The 23,604-nt window shown below is 75.5% G+C and carries 19 protein-coding genes; 9 read left to right on the top strand and 10 right to left on the bottom strand.

The features are described from left to right. From ACGFI9_RS14000 to ACGFI9_RS13990, 3 genes are read left to right on the top strand one after another with little or no spacing between them, the layout of a single operon-like run. Nucleotides 1–936: a cytochrome c biogenesis CcdA family protein gene (locus ACGFI9_RS14000; RefSeq protein ID WP_393178345.1), complete on the top strand. Its 936-nt coding sequence runs from the start codon at nt 1–3 to the stop codon at nt 934–936. Between the two features lie 9 nt (nt 937–945). After that, nucleotides 946–1,398 carry a GNAT family N-acetyltransferase gene (locus ACGFI9_RS13995; protein ID WP_393178344.1) on the top strand — a complete coding sequence of 151 codons (453 nt, stop codon included), beginning with the start codon at nt 946–948 and terminating at the stop codon, nt 1,396–1,398. A gap of 58 nt (nt 1,399–1,456) precedes the next feature. Further along, the gene (locus ACGFI9_RS13990; RefSeq protein WP_393178343.1) at nt 1,457–3,754 is read left to right on the top strand and encodes a peptidoglycan recognition protein; all 2,298 of its coding nucleotides are present in this window, start codon (nt 1,457–1,459) and stop codon (nt 3,752–3,754) included. Between the two features lie 63 nt (nt 3,755–3,817). Here the strand turns inward: ACGFI9_RS13990 and hemQ are convergent, their stop codons facing one another. From hemQ to hemE, 3 genes are read right to left on the bottom strand one after another with little or no spacing between them, the layout of a single operon-like run. After that, complete coding sequence (gene hemQ / locus ACGFI9_RS13985) at nt 3,818–4,519, bottom strand: hydrogen peroxide-dependent heme synthase (RefSeq protein ID WP_393178342.1); 702 nt, start codon at nt 4,517–4,519, stop codon at nt 3,818–3,820. Next, nucleotides 4,516–5,976: a protoporphyrinogen oxidase gene (gene hemG, locus ACGFI9_RS13980; RefSeq protein ID WP_393178341.1), complete on the bottom strand. Its 1,461-nt coding sequence runs from the start codon at nt 5,974–5,976 to the stop codon at nt 4,516–4,518. The genes hemQ and hemG overlap by 4 nt, the downstream gene beginning before the upstream one ends. 10 nt (nt 5,977–5,986) lie before the next feature. Further along, complete coding sequence (gene hemE, locus ACGFI9_RS13975; protein WP_393178340.1) at nt 5,987–7,078, bottom strand: uroporphyrinogen decarboxylase; 1,092 nt, start codon at nt 7,076–7,078, stop codon at nt 5,987–5,989. Between the two features lie 162 nt (nt 7,079–7,240). Between hemE and ACGFI9_RS13970 the strand changes: the two genes are divergently transcribed. After that, nucleotides 7,241–7,813, top strand: a complete 573-nt coding sequence (locus ACGFI9_RS13970) for a DUF3000 domain-containing protein (RefSeq protein WP_393178339.1) — start codon at nt 7,241–7,243, stop codon at nt 7,811–7,813. Nucleotides 7,814–8,195: 382 nt separating this feature from the next. On the opposite strand, the gene ACGFI9_RS13965 is transcribed toward ACGFI9_RS13970, so the two are convergent. Further along, entirely contained in the window at nt 8,196–8,948 is a 753-nt protein-coding gene (locus ACGFI9_RS13965; protein WP_393178338.1) for a hypothetical protein, read from the bottom strand. 129 nt (nt 8,949–9,077) lie between these two features. After that, complete coding sequence (locus tag ACGFI9_RS13960; protein WP_393178337.1) at nt 9,078–10,934, bottom strand: trypsin-like peptidase domain-containing protein; 1,857 nt, start codon at nt 10,932–10,934, stop codon at nt 9,078–9,080. A 229-nt stretch (nt 10,935–11,163) separates the two neighbouring features. On the opposite strand from ACGFI9_RS13960, the gene ACGFI9_RS13955 reads away from it, so the two are divergent. The 4 genes from ACGFI9_RS13955 to ACGFI9_RS13940 all read left to right on the top strand — a co-directional run bounded on the left by ACGFI9_RS13955 (nt 11,164) and on the right by ACGFI9_RS13940 (nt 17,052). After that, on the top strand, nt 11,164–12,486 hold the full coding sequence (locus ACGFI9_RS13955; RefSeq protein WP_393178336.1) for an HRDC domain-containing protein: 1,323 nt from the start codon (nt 11,164–11,166) through the stop codon (nt 12,484–12,486). Nucleotides 12,487–12,709: 223 nt separating this feature from the next. Then, the gene (locus ACGFI9_RS13950) at nt 12,710–13,906 is read left to right on the top strand and encodes a thiolase family protein (protein ID WP_393178335.1); all 1,197 of its coding nucleotides are present in this window, start codon (nt 12,710–12,712) and stop codon (nt 13,904–13,906) included. Beyond that, nucleotides 13,903–15,969, top strand: a complete 2,067-nt coding sequence (locus ACGFI9_RS13945; RefSeq protein ID WP_393178334.1) for a 3-hydroxyacyl-CoA dehydrogenase NAD-binding domain-containing protein — start codon at nt 13,903–13,905, stop codon at nt 15,967–15,969. Before ACGFI9_RS13950 ends, ACGFI9_RS13945 begins: the two co-directional genes overlap by 4 nt. A 285-nt stretch (nt 15,970–16,254) precedes the next feature. After that, a complete protein-coding gene (locus tag ACGFI9_RS13940) occupies nt 16,255–17,052 on the top strand; it encodes a hypothetical protein (RefSeq protein ID WP_393178333.1) in 798 nt (265 codons plus the stop codon). A 62-nt stretch (nt 17,053–17,114) separates the two neighbouring features. On the opposite strand, the gene ACGFI9_RS13935 is transcribed toward ACGFI9_RS13940, so the two are convergent. From ACGFI9_RS13935 to ACGFI9_RS13925, 3 genes are all read right to left on the bottom strand, one after another. Next, on the bottom strand, nt 17,115–17,501 hold the full coding sequence (locus tag ACGFI9_RS13935) for a VOC family protein (protein WP_393178332.1): 387 nt from the start codon (nt 17,499–17,501) through the stop codon (nt 17,115–17,117). Nucleotides 17,502–17,671: 170 nt separating this feature from the next. Continuing rightward, entirely contained in the window at nt 17,672–18,874 is a 1,203-nt protein-coding gene (locus ACGFI9_RS13930; protein WP_393178331.1) for a sensor histidine kinase, read from the bottom strand. Then, on the bottom strand, nt 18,871–19,539 hold the full coding sequence (locus ACGFI9_RS13925) for a response regulator transcription factor (RefSeq protein WP_393178330.1): 669 nt from the start codon (nt 19,537–19,539) through the stop codon (nt 18,871–18,873). Before ACGFI9_RS13925 ends, ACGFI9_RS13930 begins: the two co-directional genes overlap by 4 nt. 162 nt (nt 19,540–19,701) lie before the next feature. Between ACGFI9_RS13925 and ACGFI9_RS13920 the strand changes: the two genes are divergently transcribed. After that, entirely contained in the window at nt 19,702–20,958 is a 1,257-nt protein-coding gene (locus tag ACGFI9_RS13920; RefSeq protein WP_393178329.1) for a C39 family peptidase, read from the top strand. A 1-nt stretch (nt 20,959) separates the two neighbouring features. On the opposite strand, the gene ACGFI9_RS13915 is transcribed toward ACGFI9_RS13920, so the two are convergent. Further along, a complete protein-coding gene (locus ACGFI9_RS13915) occupies nt 20,960–22,246 on the bottom strand; it encodes a PQQ-binding-like beta-propeller repeat protein (RefSeq protein WP_393178328.1) in 1,287 nt (428 codons plus the stop codon). Further along, nucleotides 22,243–23,517 (bottom strand): PQQ-binding-like beta-propeller repeat protein, encoded by a 1,275-nt coding sequence (locus tag ACGFI9_RS13910; protein ID WP_393178327.1) that lies wholly within the window; start codon nt 23,515–23,517, stop codon nt 22,243–22,245. The genes ACGFI9_RS13915 and ACGFI9_RS13910 overlap by 4 nt, the downstream gene beginning before the upstream one ends. Nucleotides 23,518–23,604: the final 87 nt, after the last annotated feature.

Here is a 23,604-nt window from a genome sequence, read left to right as displayed (position 1 = left end):
ATGGCCGACGCCCCCTACGGTCTCGCCCTCGCCGCCGGCCTGCTCGCCGCGGTGAACCCGTGCGGGTTCGCGCTGCTGCCCGCGTACCTGTCGGTGCTGGTGCTGGGCGAGGGCCCTACGGCCGCCCGCGGTCCGCTCGCGCCGGTCGGCCGCGCGCTGGCCCTGACCGCCGCGATGACCGCTGGTTTCGTCGCGGTCTTCGGCACGTTCGGCCTGCTCGCCGGGCCGCTCGCGGACGCCGTCGCGAGCCGCCTGCCGTGGGTGTCGGTGCTGATCGGCGCGACGCTGATGGTGGCCGGCGGGTGGCTGCTCGCCGGCCGGCAGCTGCCGACCCTCGGCCCCCGCCCGGCGGCCGGTCCGGCGGTCCGGGCCCGGTTCGGCTCGATGGTGCTCTTCGGCGCGGCGTACGCGGTCGCCTCGCTCGGCTGCACGATCGGCCCGTTCCTGGCCGTGGTGGTGGCCGGCTTCCGGGCCGGCAGCCCGACCGCCGGGGTGGGTCTCTTCGTGGCGTACGCCCTCGGCATGGGGCTGGCGGTCGGGGCGGCGGCCCTCGCGGTGGCGCTGGCCCGGGACTCGCTGGTCCGGCGCACCCGGCGGGCCGCGCCGCTGCTCGGCCGGCTGGCCGGCCTGCTGCTCGTGCTCACCGGCGGCTACGTGGCCTGGTACGGCTGGTACGAGGTCCGGCTGTTCGCCGGCGGCGACGCCGGTGACCCGGTGATCGCCGCGGCCGGCCGGGTGCAGGGCGCGGTGAGCGAGTGGCTGGCGGGGCTGGGGCCGTGGGCGGTTGCCGGCGTGGTCGTCGCGCTGGTCGGGGCGGCTGCCGCCGGCACCCTGGCCCGCCGCCGGATGACCGCGGCCGGAACGGACGCCGAGGCCGGCCCGGCCGGGGCCACCGCCGGCCGGGCCACCCCGGGCGGTCGGGTGGACGCCACCTAACCTTGCGGGATGCCTGTCGAGTCGCACGTCGCCACCTTCGCCGAACTGGGCGCCCGCACCTTCCACGACCTGCTCCGGCTGCGCATCGACGTGTTCGTCGTCGAGCAGAGCTGCCCGTACCCCGAGCTGGACGGCCGGGACGTGGAGGCCGGCACCCGGCACCTGTGGCTGACCCGGGACGGCGCGGTGGTGGCGTACCTGCGGATCCTGGCCGACCCGGACGGGGTGGCCCGGATCGGCCGGGTGGTGGTCGCGCCGGCCGCCCGCGGCGCGGGCCTGGCCGGCCGGTTGATGGCCGAGGCCCTGGCCCTGGTCGGCGACCGGCCGTGCGTGCTGGAGGCGCAGACCCACCTGGTCGACTTCTACGCCGGCCACGGCTTCACGGTCAGCGGCCCCGGCTACGTCGAGGACGGCATCCCGCACACCCCGATGCGCCGGGCCGGGACGGCGGCCGCCGGGTAACGCCCCGTAGGATCTTCGCGCTCAGCTCTCAGTGGGACACAGCGGAGGGAACGAGAGCGTGAAAGTTACGGGGATCCGGTGGACCGGCCGGCGGGCCGGCATCCTGGCCGCCTCGGTGGCCACGGCCGTGGCCGGCACCGTCGGCCTGGTCGCGATCGGTCACGGCGGGGACGGCGCGGAGTGGAGCGCCGGGGACGGGCCGGTCAACACCGCCCTGCACACGATGGACTTCCCAGCCACGGGCGGTCGCGAGGCCACCATCCCGCGCCGGGACACCGACCGGTTCGCCATGATCGGGGTGACCTGGACCGACCCGAAGGCCGACTTCCGGGGCACGATCTCCGTTCGCACCCGGGCGATCGGCGGGGGCTGGTCCGACTGGCAGCCGCTGGAGTTGGACAGCCACCGGCCGGAGTCGGCCGCCGACGCGGCCGGGGCCCGCGGGGGCAGCGACCCGCTCTGGGTCGGCCCCTCGAACGGTGTCGAGGTACGTGCCGCGGCCGCCGGCGGAGGCACCAGCAGTCGGCTTCCCGCCGGGCTGCGGCTGGAACTGGTCGATCCGGGCCAGTCGAAGCGCCGCACGGCGGGGGCGGCCGGTCGCGCGCCGGCGCGGCTGGAGCCGGTCGCCCAGTTGGCGGCGCTGGAGCCGACCCCCACCGACCCGGCCCCGACCGACACCACCCCGGCCCCCGCGCCGACCGACACCACCACGGCCCCCGCGCCGGCGGAGACCACCACCGCCCCGACGGAGACCACCGCCCCGGCACCCACCGAGACCACCGCGCCGGCCGAGACGACCGCACCCGCCCCGACCACGACCGCGCCGGCGCCGGCCACCAGCTCTCCCACCGCCGCACCGAACCCGGTCCCCACCCCGAAGGTGGTGACCCGCGCCCAGTGGCTGGCCGACGAGTCGATCGTGACGGACCCGCCGACGTACGGGACGACGGTGAAGGCGTTCTTCGTCCACCACACGGCCGGCACCAACAGCTACAGCTGCGCCGACTCGGCGGCGATCGTCCGGGGCATCGAGGTCTACCACGTCAAGAGCAACGGCTGGAGCGACATCGGCTACAACTTCCTCGTCGACAAGTGCGGGGTGGTCTTCGAGGGCCGCAAGGGTGGCATCGACAAGCCGGTGACCGGCGCGCACACGTACGGCTTCAACACCAACACCGCGGCCATCGCCGTGCTCGGCACCTACACCACCTCCGGCGTGCCCGCGGTGGTGCAGGACGCCATCGCGCACGTCGCGGCGTACAAGCTGGGCCAGTACGGCAACGACCCGTCCGGCACCGTCACCCTGGTCTCCGGCGTGGAGGGCAAGTTCCACCTCGGCCAGTCGGTGACGTTCAACCGCGTCTCCGGGCACCGGGACGCCGTCGCCACGGAGTGCCCGGGCACCGCGCTCTACGGCCAGCTCGGCGCCATCCGCCTCAAGGCGGCGACGATCACCGGGCTGACGCTCACCGGAGTCACCGGCGGCAAGTCCGACGCCACCTGGTACACCAAGGGCGCGTCCACCGTGTCCTGGTCGGTGGGCACGCCGAGTGCGCTGGTCGCGAAGTTCGAGGTCCTGCTGGACGGGGCCGTCGTCGCCACCGCGGCGGGCACCGCCCGGTCGGCCGCGGTGACCGTCCCGGCCGGGGCGCACACCCTGCAGATCCGGGCCGCGCACCGGCTCGGGCGCACCGCGACCACCGCCGCCCAGACGGTGGTCGGCGACCCGACCGCGCCGACGTTCCCCGGCAAGCCCGAGCTCGGCCTGCGTACCGGGACGGTCAACAGCACCTCGGTGCCGGTCACGCTCTCCTGGCGGGCTGCCGACAACGCGGCGCTGCGGGCCACGTACCTGACCGCGCCGAACGCGATCACCTACGGGCCGACCGTCACCAGCGCGTCGGTGCTGGCGAAGCCGGGCGTCGCGACGACCTGGTCGATGAAGGCGGTCGACTGGGCCGGCAACGCGGCCACCGCGTCGAACAGCCGTACCACGCTGCTCTTCCCCGACTCCTCGGCCACCCGCACCGGCACCTGGTCGACCACGTACAACAGCGCCCACCTCGGCGGCAAGGCGCTCACCACGACCGCCAAGGGCGCCACCATGAAGCTGTCCTTCACCGGCCGGTCGGTGTCGTTCATCGCCACCCGGACGTCGACCTCCGGGCAGGTGTACGTCTACCTGGACGGCGTGAAGGTGGCCACGGTGGACTTGAAGGCGAGCAGCACCGCGTACCGACAGGCGGTCTGGACGAAGAGCTGGAGCACCAGCGGGACGCACACGGTCAAGATCGTGGTGGTCGGCACCAGCGGCCGGCCCCGGGTCACCACCGACGGGTTCGGCTACATCAGGTGATCTCGCCGCACGGCGACGGGCCCCGGAGCAAGCTCCGGGGCCCGTTCCGCGTGCGCGGGAGGTTCAGACCAGGCAGGTGACGATGTCGGCGATCGGGCGGCGGCGCCCGGTGTAGAAGGGGATCTCCTCGCGGACGTGCCGGCGGGCCCGGGCGGCGCGCAGGTCGCGCATCAGGTCGACGATCCGGTGCAGCTCGTCGGCCTCGAAGGCGAGCATCCACTCGTAGTCGCCGAGGGCGAACGAGGCCACCGTGTTGGCCCGCACGTCCGGGTAGCCGCGGGCCATCCGGCCGTGCTCGGCCAGCATCTCGCGCCGCTCGGCATCCGGCAGCAGGTACCACTCGTACGACCGGACGAACGGGTAGACGCAGAGGTAGGCCCGGGCCTCCTCGCCGGCCAGGAACGCCGGGATGTGGCTCTTGTTGAACTCGGCCGGCCGGTGCAGCGCCATCTGGGACCAGACCGGGGTGAGCGCCCGACCCAGCGTGGTCCGGCGGAACCGCAGGTACGCGTCCTGCAGCGCGTCGCTCGAGGAGGAGTGCCACCAGATCATCAGGTCGGCGTCGGCGCGCAGGCCGGCCACGTCGTACGTGCCCCGGATGGTGACGTCCTTGCCGGCCAGCTCCTCGAAGAGCGACTCGACCTCGTCGACGACGTTCTCGCGCAGCGACGGGAGGGGGCTGGTGGCCCGGTACACCGACCACATCGTGTACCGGATGGTCTCGTTGAGCTCCCGCAGCCGCGCCGCGTTGGTCTGCTCGGTCATGCTGCCGATCCTCCCAGTGCTGTGATGATCTCTTCGGCCGCCGTCTCGCCGGAGCGGACGCAGACCGGGATGCCGACGCCGTCGTAACCGGCCCCGGCCAGGGCCAGCGTCGGGTGGGCCGCACGCAGGGCCGCCCGCACCGCCGCCACCCGGCCCAGGTGGCCGGGGGTGTACTGCGGCAGGGCCCCGCCCCACCGCTGCACGTGCCGGGCGACCGGGGTGGGCAGCGGGTTGCCCAGCACCTTCGACAGCTCCCGGTGCACGGTGGCGACCAGGTCGTCGTCGGTGAGCTGGAGGGACGTCTCGTCGCCGTACCGGCCGACCGAGGCGCGGACCAGGGCCAGCCCGTCGGGGCGGCGCAGGTGCCCCCACTTGGTGGTGAAGAAGGTGGACGCCTTGATCAGCAGCCCCTCGGTGGCCGGCACCAGGAAGCCGGAGAGCTCCGGCAGCTCCGGCGCGGGCAGGGCCATGGTGATCAGCGCCACGCTGGCGTAGTCCAGGCCGCCGACGGTGCCGGCCACCTCGGGCGCGGGACCGGCGAGCAGCCGGGCGGCCGGGCGGGCCGGCACGGCGAGCAGCACCGCGTCGACGTCCACGTTCGACAACTCCAGCTCGGCGCGTCTGCCGCCGCGCCGCGACCTGGAGCCGTCGTCGGGCTCGCGGGTCGGGCCGACGGTGAGCCGCCACCCGGCCGGGGTGCGGCGCAGCTCGCGGACCGCGGCGTCCCGGCGGATGGTCGCGCCGCTCTCCCGCGCCGCCGCCGCCACCAGGGTGCTCAGCCCGCCGGCCAGGGTGCCGAAGACCGGCGCGCCGGCGGTGCGGGGCGCAGCGGCCTGCGCGGCGCGGACCGCGTCGACCAGGGTGTGCGCCGTCCGGGCCGCCCGGGCCAGGGCCGGCATGGTGGTGACCAGGGAGAGGTCGTCGGCGCGGCCGGCGTAGACGCCACCGAGCATCGGGTCGACCAGCCGGTCCACCACCTGGTCGCCGAGGCGGTCGCGGACCAGCGCGCCGACCGCCACGTCCTCGTCCGGCGCGAGCAGCGGGCGCCCGGCGTCGCGGTCGGCGTCCGCCGCCGGCCGGGCCACCGTCGCCACCTTGTCCAGATCCCCGGGTACGCCGACCAGCGTGCCGCCCGGGACCGGGCGCAGCCCGCCGTCGACCACCAGGGCGGCCTGCCCGACGGTCGGGTGCACGATCGCCTCGGCCAGGCCGAGCCGGCGGACCAGGGCCACCGCGGCCGAATCCTGGCCGGCCGGGTCACGCATCAGGAACGACTCGGCGCCGAACTCGACCGGACCGCCGGCCAGCTCACCGGTGTGCAGCTTGCCGCCGAGGCGACCGGACTGCTCGTACACGGTGATCTCGGTGCCGGCGGGGGCGCGGTCCCGCAACCGGACGGCGGCGGCCAGCCCGGTGATCCCCCCACCGACGATCGCCACCCGCCACGGACGCCCCACGGTCCCTCCTCTACTCGACCGGCCGCGCGCTGAGCTCGTGCACCAGCGCGACCACCCGGGTCAGCACGTCGGGGTCGGTCTCCGGCAGCACGCCGTGACCGAGGTTGAACACGTGACCGGGGGCGGCCCGCCCCTGGTCGAGGATCCGGCGCACCTCGGCCTCCACCACCGGCCAGGGGGCGAGCAGCACGCACGGGTCGAGGTTGCCCTGCACCGCCTTGTCCGGGCCGATCCGGCGGGTCGCCACGTCCAGCGGCGTACGCCAGTCCACGCCGACCACGTCGGCGCCGGCCTCGCCCATCGCGCCGAGCAGCTCGGCGGTGCCCACCCCGAAGTGGATCCGGGGCACGCCGGCGTCGGCCAGGCCGGCGAGCACGTACGTCGAGTGCGGCAGCACGTAGCGGCGGTAGTCGGCCTCGGAGAGCGCTCCGGCCCACGAGTCGAAGAGCTGCACCGCGGAGACCCCGGCGTCGACCTGGACCCGCAGGAACGCGAGCGTCACCTCGGCCAGCCGGGCGCACAGGGCGTGCCAGAGGTCGGGGTCGCCGTACATGAGTGCCTTGGTCTTCGCGTGGGTCCGCGACGGCCCGCCCTCGACCAGGTAGCTGGCCAGGGTGAACGGGGCGCCGGCGAAGCCGATCAGCGGGGTGTCGCCGAGCTCGGTGACCAGCAGCCGGACCGCCTCGTCCACGTAGGACACGTCGTCCCGGCCGATCGGGCGGATCCGGTCGACGTCGGCGGCGGTACGTACCGGCTCGGCCACCACCGGCCCGGTGCCGGGGACGATGTCCAGGTCGACGCCGGCGGCGGCCACCGGGACCACGATGTCGCTGAACAGGATCGCGGCGTCCACCCCGTGCCGGCGGACCGGCTGGAGGGTGATCTCGGCGACCAGTTCGGGGCGGCGGCACGACTCCAGCATCGGCACGTTGGCCCGGATCTCCCGGTACTCCGGCAGCGACCGGCCGGCCTGGCGCATGAACCAGACGGGGGTGTGCGGGCCCGGCTCGCGCCGGCAGGCGCGGACGAAGGGCGAGTCGGCCGGCCCGCCGTGGCGGGATTCTCCGTCTCGGGCGGCGGTGCCCGTGGTGTCGGTGGTCATCGCGGCAATCGTGCCACGCGCCCGAGCGCCCCTCGCGGTCAGCGTCACCTTTTGTGACCGGCCACCCTCCGGCCCGCGGCGGGGTCGCCGGGCGCATGATCGTGACCGCCCGCTCGGCGCGCCGTCACGCCGTGCGGGCGAGCGGCGGCATAGGCTGCCGGCATGGCCCCCCCGATCGCGCTCCCGGAAACCTTCGCTCGCGCGGTCGCGGGGTTGCGCTCGGTGACACCCCGGCCGGAGATCCTGCTGGAGGAGGTCGGCGCGCCGCAACGGCTGGCCCCGTACGCGTTCGCGCTCTCCGCCGCGGTCCTGCGGGACGAGGACGAGGTGGCCACCGGGCGGCTGATCCTGCTGCACGACCCGGCCGGCCACGAGGCGTGGCAGGGCACCCTCCGGCTGGTCACCTACGTGACCGCCGAGCTGGAGGTGGACCTGGCCAGCGACCCGCTGCTGCCCGGCGTGGGCTGGGCCTGGCTGACCGACGCCCTGGACGCGCAGGAGGCCCGGTACCGGGCCATCGGCGGGACCGTCACCCAGACCCTCTCCACCCGGTTCGGCGAGCTGGCCGGGCCACCCGCCGCCGGGGACATCGAGATCCGCGCCTCGTGGACGCCGCTCGCTGTCGACCTGGTCCCGCACCTGCTCGGCTGGTGCACCCTGCTGGCCTCGACGGCCGGGCTGCCGCCGCCCGGCGTGACCGCCCTGCCCACCCGCCGCCCCGCCGGCGCCGCCTGACCCCGGGCCGCCCGTCGCCCGTCGCTCGTCGCTCGGAGATCTTGGACGGAAATGGCCCCCTATGGGGGCCGGTTCCTACCAAGATCTATTGGACGTCCTGCTGTTCGGAGAAGCTTCCCGGGTGGTGGGAGAAGGGGAAGCGAGGCGGCCTGCCGGATCCCGGGACGGCCCCGGCCAGCGCCGGCTGCGTCCCGGATCCGACCTTGGCAGCGCCCGCCCCCATCTCGGCCCCGACCCTGGCAGCGCCCGGCTACATCCCGGGCCCGGCCCTGGCAGGGCCCGTCGCGTCCCGGGCTGCCCGCGTGACGGCCGGCCGGGCTGTCCGGGCGGAACGCGGACGGGCCGCCCCGGATGACCGGGGCGGCCCGTGCCGGGCGGCTACTCAGAGGTAGTTGTCGGCCTCGTCGCAGACCTTGTCCATGCCCTTGCTGGCCGCGTCGAAGCCGGCCTTGTCGCCCCGGGACGCCGCCCGCAGTGCGGTGGTCAGCTTGTCCAGGCAGCTGGCGATGACCTTCTTCTGCCGGGCCTGCTCGTCCCGGTCGTTCTTGGTGCCGGTCAGGTCCTGCTCGGTGTCGGCCAGCTTGTCGCGGACCGACTGGAGGTCGGCCTTCAGCTTGTCGATCTCCTGCTGATTGGCCGCGATGGTGCCGTCCCGCTGGCTGACCTGCTTCTCGGCCTTCTCCAGCTTCCCGTTCGTGGTGACGTAGAGGCCGGTCATCACGCCGCCGAGGATGAAGAGCAGCCCGGCGACGACGGCGAGGATCAGGGCGGTCCGCCCCTTGCCGGCGCCCGCGCTCGGGGCCGGGTACGGCGGGGCCGAGCCGGGCGGGGCGGACATCGGCTGGGGGCCGAAGCCGGGGCCCGAGACCGGCGGGGCGGACATCGGCGGGGCCGACATCGGCTGCGGGTACCCGGGCGCGGAGACCGGGGCGGCGCCCGGCGCGTACTGGCCGGGGACCGGCGGGGCGGGCTGCGGCGGCGCGGCCTGCGGCATGGTGGGCTGGGGCAGGGTCGGCTCCGGCTGGGCGGGCCCGTACTGGGGTGCCGGCTGGCCGGTCCCGTACGGGCTGCCGTACACGGTGCCGCCCGGCGGCTGGGGCGGGTAGCCGCCCGCGCCGGTCGGTGGCTGGGACATGTCTCTTCCTCCAGGTGTGCTGGTCCCCCCGTGGGGTGGCCCCGAGGGGCCGCGTCGGTGGATCCGGCGTGGTCGGGGCCACGCGTCGACGTACGCGTTGCGGTCAAGGGCGACCGGCGGCGGAGCCGGTCAGCAGAGCGAGAAGGTGTCGCAGGCGGTCTTGATGGGCACCGCGAGGCCGATGCCCTCGGCGTCCCGGGCCTTGGCGGTGGCGATGCCGACGACCTCCTTGGCGCCGTTGATCACCGGACCGCCCGAGTTGCCGGGGTTGATCGGCGCGTCGAACTGGATGACCGGGCCGGAGTCGCCGTCGTCCTTGCGGAAGGCGCTCACCACCCCCGTGGTCACCGTGTCCTGCAGGCCCAGCGGGGCGCCGACCACGACGATCTGCTGCCCGGACTTGACCGGCGTGGCGGCCGCGACCAGTGCCTTGAACCGGGCGCTGGTGCTCAACTGGGCGATGTCCTTGTCCTTGTCGACCCGGACGATGGTGGCCTCGAAGCGCTGGTCCGAGCGCTCCAGGAAGACCTTCCGGCCGCCACCGGCGAAGACCGACTCGACCACGTGGAAGTTGGTCAGCAGCGTGGTGCCGCCGCCGGCCGGCGGCTTGCCGACCGCGAAGGCGGTACCGGTGAAGTCGCCGGCGCGGACCCGGAACACGCTGGGCAGCACGGCGCTGGCCACGGCCTCCGGGTTGAACGCCGCCCCGGCCTGCTTCTCCAGGGCCCCCGTCCGCTGCTCCAGGCCGTCGAACCGGGTGCCGGCCGCCCCCTGCACGTCGGCCAGCCGCCGGTCGGTGGCGGCGAGCCGGTCGTCCAGCCGGTGGATCTGGTACGCCTGCACGCCGGCGACCACCGCCAGCACCCCGGCGAGGGCCAGCGCCACCACCGGCAACCGGCGCCGCCGGGCGGCCGGGTCGGCCGGGTACGCCGGACCGGACGCGGGCTGCCCCGGCAGGGCGGTGCCGCCGCCCGGCTGGCCGGGGTAGGCGGCCGCCGCGAGCGACTGCCCGGAGTGAACGGGCGCGGAGACCGGCTGCCCCGGATAGGCCGGACCCGAGGTGGGCTGCCCCGGATAGCCCGGACCGGTGGTCGGCTGCGCCGGGAAGCCCGGACCCGAGGTGGGCTGCGCCGGGTAGGCCGGCGCGGAGGTCGGCTGCCCGAAGGTCGCCGGCGACGCGGTCGGTTGCCCCGAAACCGGGGCGGCCCCGGCCGGCTGCCCGCTCGCCGGGGCGAAACCCGTCGCGTGGCCGGGGGCCAGGGAGGCACCGGTCGGCTGCCCGCTCATCGGGGCGAAACCCGTCGGCTGGCCGGGGGCCGGGGCGAGCTCGGGGGCGGCCGCCGGCGGCCAGCCGGCCTGGGCCCGCGGGGCGGCCGGTGCGCCGGCCGCCGCCTCCCACTGCCCGCTGTTCGGCGCGGGGGACCAGGTGCCCCGGGGCGCCGGCACGACCGGCTGGCCCAGGGCACCGGGCAGCGCGGCACCGGGCGGCTCCGGGGCCGGCGCAGCACCGACGTCGGGCGACGACGCCGGGTCGCGATGCGGCGGGAAGCCCGCCGAGCCGGGCTTGTCGGACGTGCCGAAGCCGCCATGCGGCGCGGGCGGCGTGCCCAAGCCGCCATCCGACACGGACGGCGTGCCGAAGCCCGCAGCCGGCGCGGGCGGCGTGCCGAGGCCGCCATCCGGCACGGACGGGGTGGTGAAGCCGCTATCCGGCAGGGACGGCGTACCGAAGCCGGCGGGCGGTGGTGCGGCGAAGCCGCCGGGCGGGGGCGGAACGCTGGCGGCGGCCGGGGCGGGAAGGCCGCCACCGGGCGGCGCCGGGAAGCCGGCCGGTCCGGGCACCGGGGCGTGGCCGGCCGGTCGGACCATGCGCGGCGGCAGCGGCCCCGGCCGGCCGCTCACCGGAGGCTCGGCGAGCCCCTGGTCGGCCGTCTCGTCCGCGCCCTGCCCCGGCACTCCGTCGCCGGCTCCGTAACCAGCCGTCATGGTCGCTGTCCTCCCCCGTGCACACCCGCCGCGACGCCCGCTGCCGGGGTGTTCGAGACCCGGCGCGGCCCGAAGGACCGTACCGGCGCGAACGGGGTTTGTCTTCCCCGTTGTCCGACCCTGCCACATCGAGGCAAGCCGAACCCGCCACGACACGTGCCGGCCATCCCGCCGACACGCGCCCGACCGGCTGCGCACACCGGATCTCCCGGCGCACTAGGGTTGTCAGGTGACCGACGAACCACCCCTGCGCCGTCGGGCCGCCGAAAGCCGTACGGGAGAGGCCTCACCGCACCCGTCGCCGGCCGCTCCGGAGCCGGCGGACGCGGGGAGCGAACCGACCGTCGGCGGGCCCGTCCCGCTGACCGCCCCGCGCGAGGGCACTCCCGCACCGGTGGCCGCGCCGGCCGAGCTCGACGAGGTCGTGGCCCGTTTCGCGGCGGGCAGCGGCCCGGTGGCCCTGGACGCCGAGCGCGCCTCGGGATACCGCTACAGCCAGCGCGCGTACCTGGTGCAGCTGCGCCGGGCTGGCGCGGGCACCGTGCTGATCGACCCGCTGCCGCTGCCCGACCTCTCCGCCCTGGACGCGGCGATCGCCGAGGCGGAGTGGGTGCTGCACGCCGCCAGCCAGGACCTCGCCTGCCTGGCCGAGCTGGGGCTGCGCCCCCGCCGGCTCTTCGACACCGAGCTGGCCGCGCGGCTGGCCGGCTTCGAGCGGGTCGGCCTGGCCGCGCTGACCGAGCAGCTCCTCGGCTACACCCTCGAGAAGCACCACTCGGCGGCGGACTGGTCCAGCCGGCCGCTGCCGGAGTCCTGGCTGACCTACGCGGCGCTGGACGTGGAGATGCTGGTGGACCTGCGGGACGCCCTCGACGAGGAGCTACGCCGGCAGGGCAAGTCGGAGTGGGCGGCGGAGGAGTTCGCCGCGCTGGTCCGCACCGGCGCCCGGCCGCCCCGGGTCCGTGCCGAGCCGTGGCGGCGTACCTCCGGCATCCACCGGGTGCGGGGCGCGCGGGCCCAGGCCCGGGTGCGCTCGCTCTGGTACGCCCGGGACCAGATCGCCGCGCGGCGGGACGCCGCCCCCGGGCGGGTGCTGCCGGACTCGGCCATCGTGGCCGCCGCCGAGCTGGACCCCAAGGACGAGAAGACGCTGCTGACCCTGCCCGGGTTCGGCGGTCGCTCGGTGCGCCGGCTGGCCCGTACCTGGCTGGCGGCGCTGGAGGACGCCCGCCAGCTCCCGGACGACGCGCTGCCGGTGACCCCGGTCGTCGAGGGGCCGCCCCCGCCGCACCGGTGGGCGGAGCGGGACCCGGTGGCGGCGGGCCGGCTGGCCCGCTGCCGGGAGGTGGTGGTCGGCAGGGCCGGCGCGCACAACCTCCCACCGGAGAACCTCATCGCGCCGGATTCGATCCGCCGCCTGGCCTGGCAGCCGCCGGAGGAGATCACCGACGAGACCGTGGCGGAGACCCTCCGCGGCTTCGGTGCCCGGGAGTGGCAGCTCGGCCTCCTCCTCCCCGCCCTCACCGAGGCCCTGCTGGCTCCCAAGCCCTGACGCCCGAACATGACGTTGGCGGCGGTGTCCGAGATCGACACCGCCGCCAACCTCGTCGACGACGGGCGCGCGGAGTGTGGGGTGGGCCACACGGGGGATGGTGACGCCGTTGGTTACTGGCGAGTAGCATCCGGGGGAAATGCCAGTGCCGGCCGACCTCATCCGGTCCGTGGCGCCGCCGGGCGGCGCGGAGACCGAATCATGGTCGAAGAGGAGGCTCCAAGTGCCCCGTGAAGTTCGGGATGTCGTCTTCGTCGACGGCGTCCGCACCCCGTTCGGCAAGGCGGGTGGCATGTACGCCAACACCCGCGCCGACGACCTGGTGATCCGCTGCATCCGCGAGCTGATGCGGCGCAACCCGCAGCTGCCGCCGGAGCGGGTCGAGGAGGTCGCGATCGCGGCCACCACCCAGATCGGCGACCAGGGCCTGACCATCGGCCGCACCGCCGCCCTGCTGGCCGGCCTGCCCAAGACGGTGCCCGGCTTCGCCATCGACCGGATGTGCGCCGGCGCGATGACCGCGGTCACCACCGTCGCCAGCGGCATCGCCATGGGCGCGTACGACGTGGCCATCGCCGGCGGCGTCGAGCACATGGGCCGCCACCCGATGGGCGAGGGCGTCGACCCCAACCCGCGGATCATCGCGGAGAAGCTGGTCGACCCGTCCGCCCTGGTGATGGGGGCCACCGCGGAGAACCTGCACGACCGGGTCCCGCACATCACCAAGGAGCGCACCGACGCGTTCGCGCTCGCCTCCCAGCAGAAGACCGCCAAGGCGTACGCCAACGGCAAGCTCCAGGGCGACCTGGTGCCGGTCGCGATCCGCGACGAGGAGAACGGCTGGGGCCTGGCCACCGTGGACGAGGCGCCCCGGGACACCTCGCTGGAGAAGCTCGCCAGCCTGAAGACCCCGTTCCGCCCGCACGGCAAGGTCACCGCGGGCAACGCGGCCGGCCTGAACGACGGCGCCACCGCGGCCCTGCTGGTCGCCGAGGAGACCGCCCGCGAGCTGGGCCTGCCGGTCGGCATGCGGCTGGTGTCGTACGGCTTCGTCGGCGTCGAGCCCGAGGTGATGGGTGTCGGCCCGATCCCGTCGACCGAGAAGGCGCTGCGCATCGCCGGCCTGACCATCGACGACATCGGCCTGTTCGAGCTGAACGAGGCGTTCGCCGTGCAGGTGCTCGCCTTCCTCGACCACTTCGGCATCGCCGACGACGACCCGCGGGTCAACCCGTGGGGCGGTGCGATCGCCATCGGTCACCCGCTCGCCTCCTCCGGCGTACGGCTGATGACCCAGCTGGCCCGGCAGTTCGCCGAGCACCCCGAGGTCCGCTACGGCCTCACCGCCATGTGCATCGGCATCGGCATGGGCGGCACCGTCATCTGGGAGAACCCGCACTGGGAGGGTGGCAACAAGTGAGCGCGCTCGCCGCACCGAACGAGGTCGTCACCAAGGCGCTGCTGCGCCAGGTGAACGTACCGGGGCTGGACCGTCCCGCCGCCCTGATCACCCTGGACAACGGCTTCGACCACACCAAGCCGAACACCTTCGGCCCGGGCGGCCTGACCAGCCTGGACGAGGCGATCACCGCGGCCCTCGCGGCGAACCCGGCGTTCATCGCGGTCACCGGCAAGCCGTACATCTTCTGCGTGGGCGCCGACATCACCGGCCTGCCGCTGCTGGCCGACCGCGCGCAGGCGCTGGAGATCGGCCGGCTCGGCCACCGGGTCTTCGCCCGGCTCAAGGACAGCGAGATCCCGACCTTCGCCTTCGTCAACGGCGCGGCGATGGGCGGCGGCCTGGAGCTGGCCCTGCACTGCCACTACCGGACCCTCTCGGCGGGCGCGGCGGCCCTCGCGCTGCCCGAGGTCTCGCTCGGCCTGGTCCCCGGCTGGGGCGGCACCCAGCTGCTGCCGAACCTGATCGGCATCCCGGCCGCGACCCAGGTGATCCTGCAGAACCCGCTGATGCAGAACAAGATGCTCAAGCCGAAGCAGGCGGCCGAGATGGGCATCGCCGACGTGCTGCTGGAGCCGGCCGACTTCCTGGAGCGGTCCCTGGAGTGGGCGGCCGGCGTGGTCCGGGGCGAGGTCACCGTGACCCGGCCCGAGGTCGACAAGGACATGTGGGCGGGCGTGCTCTACTTCGCCCGGCAGACCCTCGACCAGCGGCTGCACGGCGCGGTCCCGGCCGCGTACAAGGCGCTGGACCTGCTGGAGACCGCGAAGGACGCCGACTTCGCCACCGGCACCGCCGCCGAGGACGAGGCCCTGGCCGACCTGGTCTTCTCCGAGGAGCTGCGCAGCGGCCTGTACGCCTTCGACCTGGTGCAGCGGCGGGCCAAGCGGCCGGCCGGCGCGCCGGACAAGGGCCTGGCCCGGCCGGTCACCAAGGTGGGCATCGTCGGCGCCGGCCTGATGGCCAGCCAGCTCGCCCTGCTCTTCGCCCGCCGCCTCCAGGTGCCGGTCGTCATGACCGACCTGGACCAGGCCCGGGTGGACAAGGGCGTCGGCTACGTGCACAGCCAGATCGAGAAGTCGGTCAGCAAGGGCCGGATGGACAAGGGCACCGCCGCCAAGCTGTACGGCCTGGTCAGCGGCTCGGTGGACAAGTCCGTCTTCGCCGACGCCGACTTCGTCATCGAGGCGGTCTTCGAGGACCTGAACGTCAAGAAGCAGGTCTGGGCCGAGCTGGAGAAGATCGTCAAGCCGGAGGCGGTGCTGGCCACCAACACCTCCAGCCTGTCGGTGACCGAGATGGCCGCGGACCTGGAGCACCCGGAGCGAGTGGTCGGCTTCCACTTCTTCAACCCGGTCGCGATGATGCCGCTGCTGGAGATCGTCCGGGGCGAGCGGACCGACGACGCCACCCTCGCGACGGCGTTCGCGGTCGGCAAGCAGTTGAAGAAGTCCTCGGTGCTGGTCAAGGACGCCCCGGCGTTCGTGGTCAACCGGCTGCTGACCCGCTTCCTCGGCACCGTCTTCGCCGCCGTCGACCAGGGCACCCCGCTGGACGTGGCGAACAGCGCGCTGGACCCGCTGGGTCTGCCGATGCGCCCGCTCGCCCTGCTCCAGCTGGTCGGACCGGCCGTGGCGTACCACGTGGGCGGCACCCTGCACGCCGCCTTCCCGGACCGGTTCGGCGTCAGCGAGAACCTCAAGCGGATCGCCGACTCCGGCCAGCCGATCGTGGTCGACGACCAGGTCAACGAGGAGGTCGCCAAGCTCCTCGTGGTCGGCGACCAGCCGCTCACCGGCGAGCAGGTACGCCAGAACGCGCTGGACGCGCTGGCGCAGGAGGTCCGGCTGATGCTCGACGAGGGCGTCGTCGCCGAGGCGCAGGACATCGACCTGTGCATGATCCTCGGCGCGGGCTGGCCGTTCCACCTGGGCGGCGTCACGCCGTACCTGGACCGGACCGGCGCCGCCGAGCGGGTCACCGGCCGGCGGTTCCTGCCGCGCGGCGTGGCCAGCCTGCGCTGACCACCGCCTGATCCACCGCCGCTCCCCCGCGATCGCGGTGGCCGACCGTCCCGCCCGGACGGTTCGGCCACCGCGATCGTCTCATTCGTCCCGAACCGCCCGGCCCGCCCCGGACGGCACCGCAAGGCCATCGCCCGGCCACCCGCCGGGCAGGTTCGCGCCGCCGGACCGTCTCCTGGTCACGAGCCGGTTCCGGTTTCGTCACTCCAGCCCCAGGCGTGCAGCGCGGTGTCGGCCCGGCTGGCTACCATCACGCGTCGACTTCTCACAGGAGCTGCCACAGACATGTCCCAGCCGCCGTACAACCCTCAGCCCGGTTCCTACCCCCCGCCCCCGCAGCAGCCCGGTGGCTTCCCGCCGCCGCAGCAGCCCCAGTACGGCGGTGGGTACCCGCCGCAGCAGCCCCAGTACGGCGGCGGCTACCCGCCGCAGCAGCCCGGCCAGCCGTTCGGCGCGGAGGCCGGCCAGCCCGGCTACGGCCAGCCCGCCGAGCCGCCGAAGAAGAAGTCCAGCGTCGGCAAGATCCTGCTGATCGTCCTGGCCGTCGTGGTGCTGCTCTGCGTGGGTGGTGGCACCGCCGTCTACTTCGCCACCAAGGACACGGTGAAGGACGTCGTCGACGCCACCAAGACCCGAGTGGAGGCCCCGGCCACCCTGGGCGGCAAGCCGAAGGTGGACGACCCGAAGCTCGCGGGCGCCGCCGAGCAGATGAAGACGCAGATCAAGAGCGACGTGCCGGACGCCACCAGCACCGTCGGCGCCTTCTACGGCGACCCGGCCAAGGGCGACCTGCTCATGATCGCCGGCGCGTCCGGCCTGATCGCCGACCCGAAGAAGGAGCTGGCGGACGCCACCAAGGGCCTCTCCGCCGACATGGGGGTGGCCAACTTCAAGCCGGTCGAGCCCGGCCCGCTGGGCGGCGAGGCCGAGTGCGGCGACGGCGAGACCGAGGGCGTGAAGGTCGGTGTCTGCGTCTGGGCCGACCGGGGCAGCCTCGGCATGATCCTCATCTACGACAAGCCGGCGGCCGAGCTGGAGAAGCAGTTCGTCACCATGCGGGGCCAGATCGAGAAGCGGGTCTGACCCTTTCGCGAGCCCGGAGACCGGCCCCCGCCGTGCGGCGGGGGCCGGTCTCCTTATCAGGGTCAGGCCGAGGCGGCGCGTTCCGCCTGGCTGCGGCAGACGCAGAACTCGTTCCCCTCGGGGTCGGCCAGCACCACCCAGCCGGTGCCGTCCGGCCGCCGCCGATCGGCGACCAGGGTCGCCCCGAGGCCGCGCAGCCGCTCGACCTCGGCGTCCCGGCTGCCCTCCGCCGGGTGCAGGTCGAGGTGGAACGCGCCCTTGCCGTGCCGCTCCCCCACCCGCACGAAGAGCAGGTCGGGGCCGTGGCCGTCGGGGGCGGCCAGGACCGCCTCCGGGTCGCCGGGGTGGTCGTCGTCGTTCAGCTTGCGGTCGAGCGCCGCCGCCCACCAGCTGGCCAGGACGTACGGGTCGTCGCTCTCGACGGTGACGCAGTGGATCTGTGCACTCACGGTGCTTCCTCCTGATCGGAGTGCGCCCCGCGTGGCGTGGGTGACGTCAGCGGAGGACGGTGCGGGGCGCGGGACGGTTCACGGTGGACATCGACCACACCCCCTTCCGCGGCTCGGGCTGACCCGTTGATCATGTCAGCCGGCCGGCACCGGAGGCAAGGCCCGCGCCCTCAGGTGGCGGCCGGGGTGTCCGCGGACGGCAGCGTCACGGTCACCTCCAGACCGCCGCCCGGCTGCGCCACCGCCTTCACCGTGCCGCCGTGCGCGTCGCAGACCGCGCGGACGATGGAGAGCCCGAGGCCGGAGCCCCGGGCGCCGGTCCGCTCCTGGCCGCCCCGGCGGAACGGCTCGAACAGGCCCGGCACGTCGGCCTGGGCGACCTCGAAGCCGGTGTTCCCGACCACCAGCCAGGAGCGCTGTCCGTCGGTGCCGGTCCGGACCCAGAGCCGGCCCTGGAAGTGGTTGTAGCGGACCGCGTTCTCGACCAGGTTGCCGGCGAGCCGGTCGAGCAGGCCCGGGTCGCCGACCACCGGCGCCGGGCGCAGCGCCGTGTGCACCCGCAGGCCGATCCGTTCCACCTCGCGGGCCATCGCCGACAGCGCGTTGGCGGTGCCCACGGCGAGGTCGCACTCGGCCCGGCGGGCCAGCCGGCGGCCGGTCTGCGCCTCGCTGCGGGCCAGCACCAGCAGCGCGTCGACCAGTCCGTTGGCCCGCTCGGAGGCGTCCCGGACCACGGTGGCCATCCGGCGGTACTCGGCCATGTCGGCCTCGTCGTCACTGAGCGTCACGTCGATCTCGGTCCGCATCACGGCGAGCGGGGTACGCAGCTCGTGCGAGGCGTTGGCGACGAAGCGCTTCTGCGCCTCGAACGCGGCGGCGATCCGGTCCAGCATCGCGTCGAAGGTCTCGGCCAGCTCGGCGACCTCGTCGTCCGCGCCGGACCAGCGGATCCGCTGGTCCAGGGTGGCCTCGCCGAGCCGCCGGGCGGTGGCGGTGACCTGGTGCAGCGGGCGCAGCGCCCGGCCGGCCACCACGTACGCGCCGGCGACCCCGACCAGGCTGATCGCCAGCAGCGCCACCAGGCCCTTGACCAGCAGCTCCCGCGAGGCGGCGTCGACCAGCTGCCGCTGCCACTGCCCGGCGTCCAGGGTGCGGCCGTCGGCGAGCACCACCGTGGTGCCGGGCAGCAGCTCGTCGGTGGGGCGCAGCGCGTCCCGGACCAGCAGCCAGGCCAGCAGCACCAGGATCGCCCCGGCACCGACCAGCAGCACCCCGTTGAGCAGGGTGAGCCGCAGCCGCAGGGTGGGGCGTGGCCGCAGGGCCGGGCGCGGCAGGGGCCGGCGGTCGGCCGCCGGCGTGGACGCCGCCGTCATGCCGACACCTCGGCCATCCGGTAGCCGGCGCCGACCACCGTCTCGATCAGTGGCGGGTCGCCCAGCTTCTTGCGCAGCGTCATGACGGTGACCCGGACGATCGTCGTGAACGGGTCGGTGTTCGCGTCCCAGACCCGCTCCAGCAGCTCCTCGCTGGAGACCACCGCGCCGCGCGCCTTGAGCAGTTCCGCGAGCACGCCGAACTCCTTGTTGGTCAGGTCGACCGGCGTCCCGCCCCGGGTGACCACCCGGCGGGCCGGGTCGAGTACCAGGTCGGCGACCTCGAACACCGGCGGGGCGGCCGGGGTGGCCCGCCGGCCGAGCGCCTGGACCCGGGCCACCAGCTCGTCGAAGGCGAACGGCTTGAGCAGGTAGTCGTCGGCGCCGAGCTGCAACCCCTCGACCCGGTCGGCGACCGTGCCGCTGGCGGTGAGCATCAGCACCCGGGTCAACGCCCCGGAGGCGGCCAGGTCGGCGCAGATCTGGTCGCCGTGCACGCCGGGCAGGTCCCGGTCGAGGACCACCACGTCGTACCGGGTGACGAAGGCCGCCTCGTGCCCGGAGTCGCCGTCGTAGGCCACGTCCACGGCCATGCCGCGCTTGCGCAGCCCACGCGCGATCGCGTCGGCGAGGTTCCGCTCGTCCTCGACCACCAGTACCCGCATCCCCGGCCTCCCACCTCGTGACCTCCCGACAACCTAGTGCGGGCCGCCAACCCGGCGTCCCGCGCCGTCGTTGCAAAAATCCTTCAGGTACGCCATGCTTCCCGGCATCCGTTGACCACCGCCCGGCCACCCGGCCCGGGCACCGAACGGACGGAGCCCGCCATGCCCGCAGTCGACCCCGGGCGGGACATCGCGTACCGGCGCTTCCGGTTCCCGGCGGACCTGGAGCTGGGCACGGCCGACGGGGTGACCGTCGGGGCGGACGGCCTCGTGATCGGCGCACCCGCCGGCCGGGTCGAGCACACCGACCCGCACTCGGGCGGCACCGCCGAATACGAGCTGGCGACCTGGACCTCCCCGGCGGTGGAGCTGGGCTTCCCGGTCGACGAGGTGGTGCCGTCCTGGACCGGGGACACCCCGGCGGGCTGCTGGCTGCGCGTCGAACTGCGCGGCCGGGACGAGGGCAAGCCGTCCACGGAGTGGTTCGACCTGGGGCACTGGGCCGCCGACGACGGGACCATCCACCGCAGCTCGGTGCCGGGACAGACCCGGGACGAGGCGTGGGCGAAGGTGGACACCTTGGGCCTGCTGCGCGCGGCGGCCACCGGCTGGCAGGTCCGGGTCACCCTGTACCGGCGGGCCGGCCTGGCGGCGACCCCGGTGCTGTGCACGGTCGGCGCGGTGGCCTCCGGGGCGGTCGAGAAGCGGACCGACGCCCGGGCTGCCGCGACCGACGCCCGGGCTGCCGCGACCGACGCGCCGCCGGTCGGGACCGACGCGCCGGTCGGCGCGGCGGCCGGCGACGCGGCCGCGCGGGTACTGGACGTGCCCCGGTACTCGCAGCGGCTGCACGCCGGCGGGGAGACCCGCTGGGGCGGCGGCGGGGACTCCTGGTGCAGCCCCACCTGCGTCTCGATGGTGCTGGACTTCTGGGGCGCGGGCCCGGCCCCCGACCGGTACGCCTGGGTGAACCCGCCGGGCCACCGGCCGGTGGTCGTGCACGCCGCCCGGCACTGTTACGACCACGCGTACGCGGGGGCCGGGAACTGGCCGTTCAACACCGCGTACGCGGGCTGGCACGGGGTGGACGCCTTCGTCACCCGGCTGCGTCACCTCGCCGAGGCGGAACGGTTCGTCGCCGCCGGCATCCCACTGATCCTGTCGGCGGCCTTCCGGCGCGGGCAGGTGCCGGGGCTGGACTACGACACCAAGGGGCACCTGATGGTGCTGGTCGGCTTCACCGCCGGCGGCGACCCGGTGCTCAACGACCCGTACGCGCCGGACGACGAGGCGGTCCGCCGGACCGTGCCCCGGGGGCCGTTCGAGGCGGCCTGGCAGGACGGCAGCGGCGGGGTGGCGTACGTGGTCCGGCCGGAGTCGGTGCCGCTGCCCCCGCCGCCCGCGCAGGCCAACTGGTGACTCACGGGACCACCGGCCAGACCACCAGCCCGCCGGACGGCCGCAGGCAGACCAGCGCACTGCCGGCGTCGGCGCACTCGTCCCAGGAGCCCGGCAGCACCGCCCGGATCCGGGCCTGGCCGGCGAGGACGTCCAGCTCCCCGACGAGCGTCCGGTCGCCGGGCAGCCGGCGGAACCCGAGCTGCCGGGGCGCCGACCGGTCGCGGCCGGCCAGCCGCCACCGGCCGAGCCGGGCCGCCGTGCGGCCGGTGCCCGGGTCGAGGACCGCCAGCTCGACCTCCAGTCCGACCGCCGGGGCGGCGGCGAGCAGCCGGTCACCGATCGGGATCGCCCCGAGCCAGTGCTCGTCGGCCCAGAGCTGACGGCCGGTGGCCGGGTCGTACGCGCGGATCCCGGGTAGCTGGCCCTGCAGGCAGACCACGCCCGCGCAGTCGGCGAACCAGGCCGCCACCCGGGCCGGCACCGGGACGCTCCAGCGGCGGTCCAACCGGTCCAGGCCGTACGCGGTGACGCTGCCGGGCGACCCGTCGACCAGCAGCAGGTCGGCCACCACCTGGGTGAACCGGTACGACACCCGGTCGCCGGCCGGCGGCACCCGGCCGGTCCGCCGCAACGCGCCCGAGCCGGCGTCGTGCACCGCCACCCGCCCGTCGGCGCTGACCAGCACGACCTCCGACACCCCCCGGTCGCCCTCCCGGTACGCCACCCCGTTGCCGGGCATCGGCAGTGACCAGCGGACCCGACCCGACCCCGGGTCCACCGACCGGATCGTGCCGGTGCCGTCGGCCCGCGGCGTCTCGAAGAGGATCCCGCCCGGCTGGGTCGGCACCGGGTAGCCGGATTCCCGCCAGCGCACCACCCCGGACGCCGGGTCGAGCACGGTGGTGATCGTGTCGCCGGCCCCGGCGGGGCTGCTGGTGACCAGCAGCAGGCCGGCCATCGTGCTCAGGCCCAGCACGTGGTCGCCGGTCGGGAGCACGAACCGCCACTGCGGCTGCCCGTCGGGCAGCCGGTGCCCGGTGACGACCCGACCCCACCCGCCCACCGTGCCCGGCCCGTCGGCCACCACGAGCCGGCCGGCGACGATCAGGAAGGTGGCGCCCTGCGGCGCGGACACCGGGGTGCCCGGCGGTCGCCCGGCGGCCGGCGCGGCCCCGGCCAGGGTGAGCAGCGCGACGAGGCAGAGCCCCACCACCCGGGCCACGGGCGCCGGGGGCCGCCGGGGTGCCCGGGGCGGCTCGGCCTCCTCGCCGTGCGGCATCTCCCCCAGCTCGATCACCCGGCTCATCCGATCCGCCACACCCCGAACGCGCCGTCCCCCCGGCGGCAGACCAGCACCGCGCCGCCGACCCGGCAGTCCCCGGTCGCCCCGGTGAGGGCGTCGCGGATCCGGGCACCGCCGAGCGCCGGGTCCAGCTCGGCCACCCGCAGCCGGCCGTCGTCGCCCGCGCGGACGCCGATCACCCGGCCGTCCACCTCGTCCTGCGGGACCAGGTTCCAGCCGCCGAGGTCGGCGACCACCCGGCCGGTGGCCTCCTCCAGCACGGTCAGCCGGGTCCCGGCGGCGGTCTCCGCCGCGACCAGGAGCCGGCCGTCGGTCGCGGCCAGGGCCGCCGCCCACCGGTCGTCGGACCACCGGATCCGGCCGGTGGCCGGGTCGAGGGCCCACATCCCGCCGGTCTGCCGGCTCGCGCAGATCAGCTGGCCGCAGGAGGCCGCGTAGCCGACCAGCGGGATCGAGATCGTCCAGCGCTGGTCCAGGGTGGCCAGGTCGTACGCGGTGACGGTGCCGGCGGCGTCCCGGGCCACCAGCAGCAGACCGGCGGCGAGGAGGATCCGCGGCCGGGCGGGCAGCTCGCCGGGGCGCAGGTCACGGGCGGCCACCCGGGCGCCGGTGCCGGGGTCGTACACCTCGACCGCGCCGGAGGCGGGCACGAAGACCATCCGGTCGACCCCGGCCGGCCCGAAACTGAACAGCAGGTCGTCGGGGGGTCTCGGGACCGACCACAGAGTCCGGCCGGTGGTCACCTCGACCGTTCGGGTCGGTTCCCCGCCACGTCCCTCCACAGGCTGCAGCACCACGGCGTCGCCGGCCGGGTAGGCCACGCCGGCCTCCCGCCAGCCGATCCGCCCGGTGCCGGCGGCGACGCCCAGGGTCTCCCACCCGGTGTCGTTGGCGGTCCGGCCGACGACCAGGACCATGCCACCCTGCTCCCAGACCGCGACGGCCACCCCGTCGGTGGGCAGCAGGGTCCGCCAGAGCAGCTGCGGCGGGCCGGGGTCCACCCCGTACGCGACGAGTTGCCGGCCGACGCCCCGCGCCGGGTCACGCGACTGCACCACGTACAGCCGGCCGCCGGCCACGAACGCCGCGGCGGCCGGACCGCCTGGCACGGTGGCCGGCGCACGCGCGACCGCGGGCACCCCGCCGGCCAGCGTGAGCAACGCCACCGCCAACGCGGCGAGGAACCGGTACGGGCGGCCGCCGGCCGGCCGCCGCCGGGTCGGCGGATCGGGTGTGACGTGGTCGCGGAGCTCACCGAGATCGATGATGGTCACGGCCACCCCTCTCCGCGCCGCCGCCCCGGCGGACCCGCTGCCGCGCCACCGGCCGGCCGGGTCGACGCCGCGCCGCCTGTACGATGG

It is taken from the genome of Micromonospora sp. NPDC048930 (assembly GCF_043197935.1).
Taxonomy (GTDB): Bacteria; Actinomycetota; Actinomycetes; order Mycobacteriales; family Micromonosporaceae; genus Micromonospora.
The sequence above is the reverse complement of the archived record's forward strand: the minus strand, read 5'-3'. Positions and strand labels throughout refer to the sequence as shown.

Coding starts and splice junctions, on each gene's coding strand:
- ACGFI9_RS14000 (WP_393178345.1), top strand. CDS start 1: ATGGCCGACGCCCCCTACGGTCTCGCCCTCGCCGCCGGCCTGCTCGCC.
- ACGFI9_RS13995 (WP_393178344.1), top strand. CDS start 946: ATGCCTGTCGAGTCGCACGTCGCCACCTTCGCCGAACTGGGCGCCCGC.
- hemQ (WP_393178342.1), bottom strand. CDS start 4,519: ATGACCGAGCAGACCAACGCGGCGCGGCTGCGGGAGCTCAACGAGACC.
- hemE (WP_393178340.1), bottom strand. CDS start 7,078: ATGACCACCGACACCACGGGCACCGCCGCCCGAGACGGAGAATCCCGC.
- ACGFI9_RS13970 (WP_393178339.1), top strand. CDS start 7,241: ATGGCCCCCCCGATCGCGCTCCCGGAAACCTTCGCTCGCGCGGTCGCG.
- ACGFI9_RS13965 (WP_393178338.1), bottom strand. CDS start 8,948: ATGTCCCAGCCACCGACCGGCGCGGGCGGCTACCCGCCCCAGCCGCCG.
- ACGFI9_RS13960 (WP_393178337.1), bottom strand. CDS start 10,934: ATGACGGCTGGTTACGGAGCCGGCGACGGAGTGCCGGGGCAGGGCGCG.
- ACGFI9_RS13940 (WP_393178333.1), top strand. CDS start 16,255: ATGTCCCAGCCGCCGTACAACCCTCAGCCCGGTTCCTACCCCCCGCCC.
- ACGFI9_RS13930 (WP_393178331.1), bottom strand. CDS start 18,874: ATGACGGCGGCGTCCACGCCGGCGGCCGACCGCCGGCCCCTGCCGCGC.
- ACGFI9_RS13925 (WP_393178330.1), bottom strand. CDS start 19,539: ATGCGGGTACTGGTGGTCGAGGACGAGCGGAACCTCGCCGACGCGATC.
- ACGFI9_RS13920 (WP_393178329.1), top strand. CDS start 19,702: ATGCCCGCAGTCGACCCCGGGCGGGACATCGCGTACCGGCGCTTCCGG.
- ACGFI9_RS13915 (WP_393178328.1), bottom strand. CDS start 22,246: ATGAGCCGGGTGATCGAGCTGGGGGAGATGCCGCACGGCGAGGAGGCC.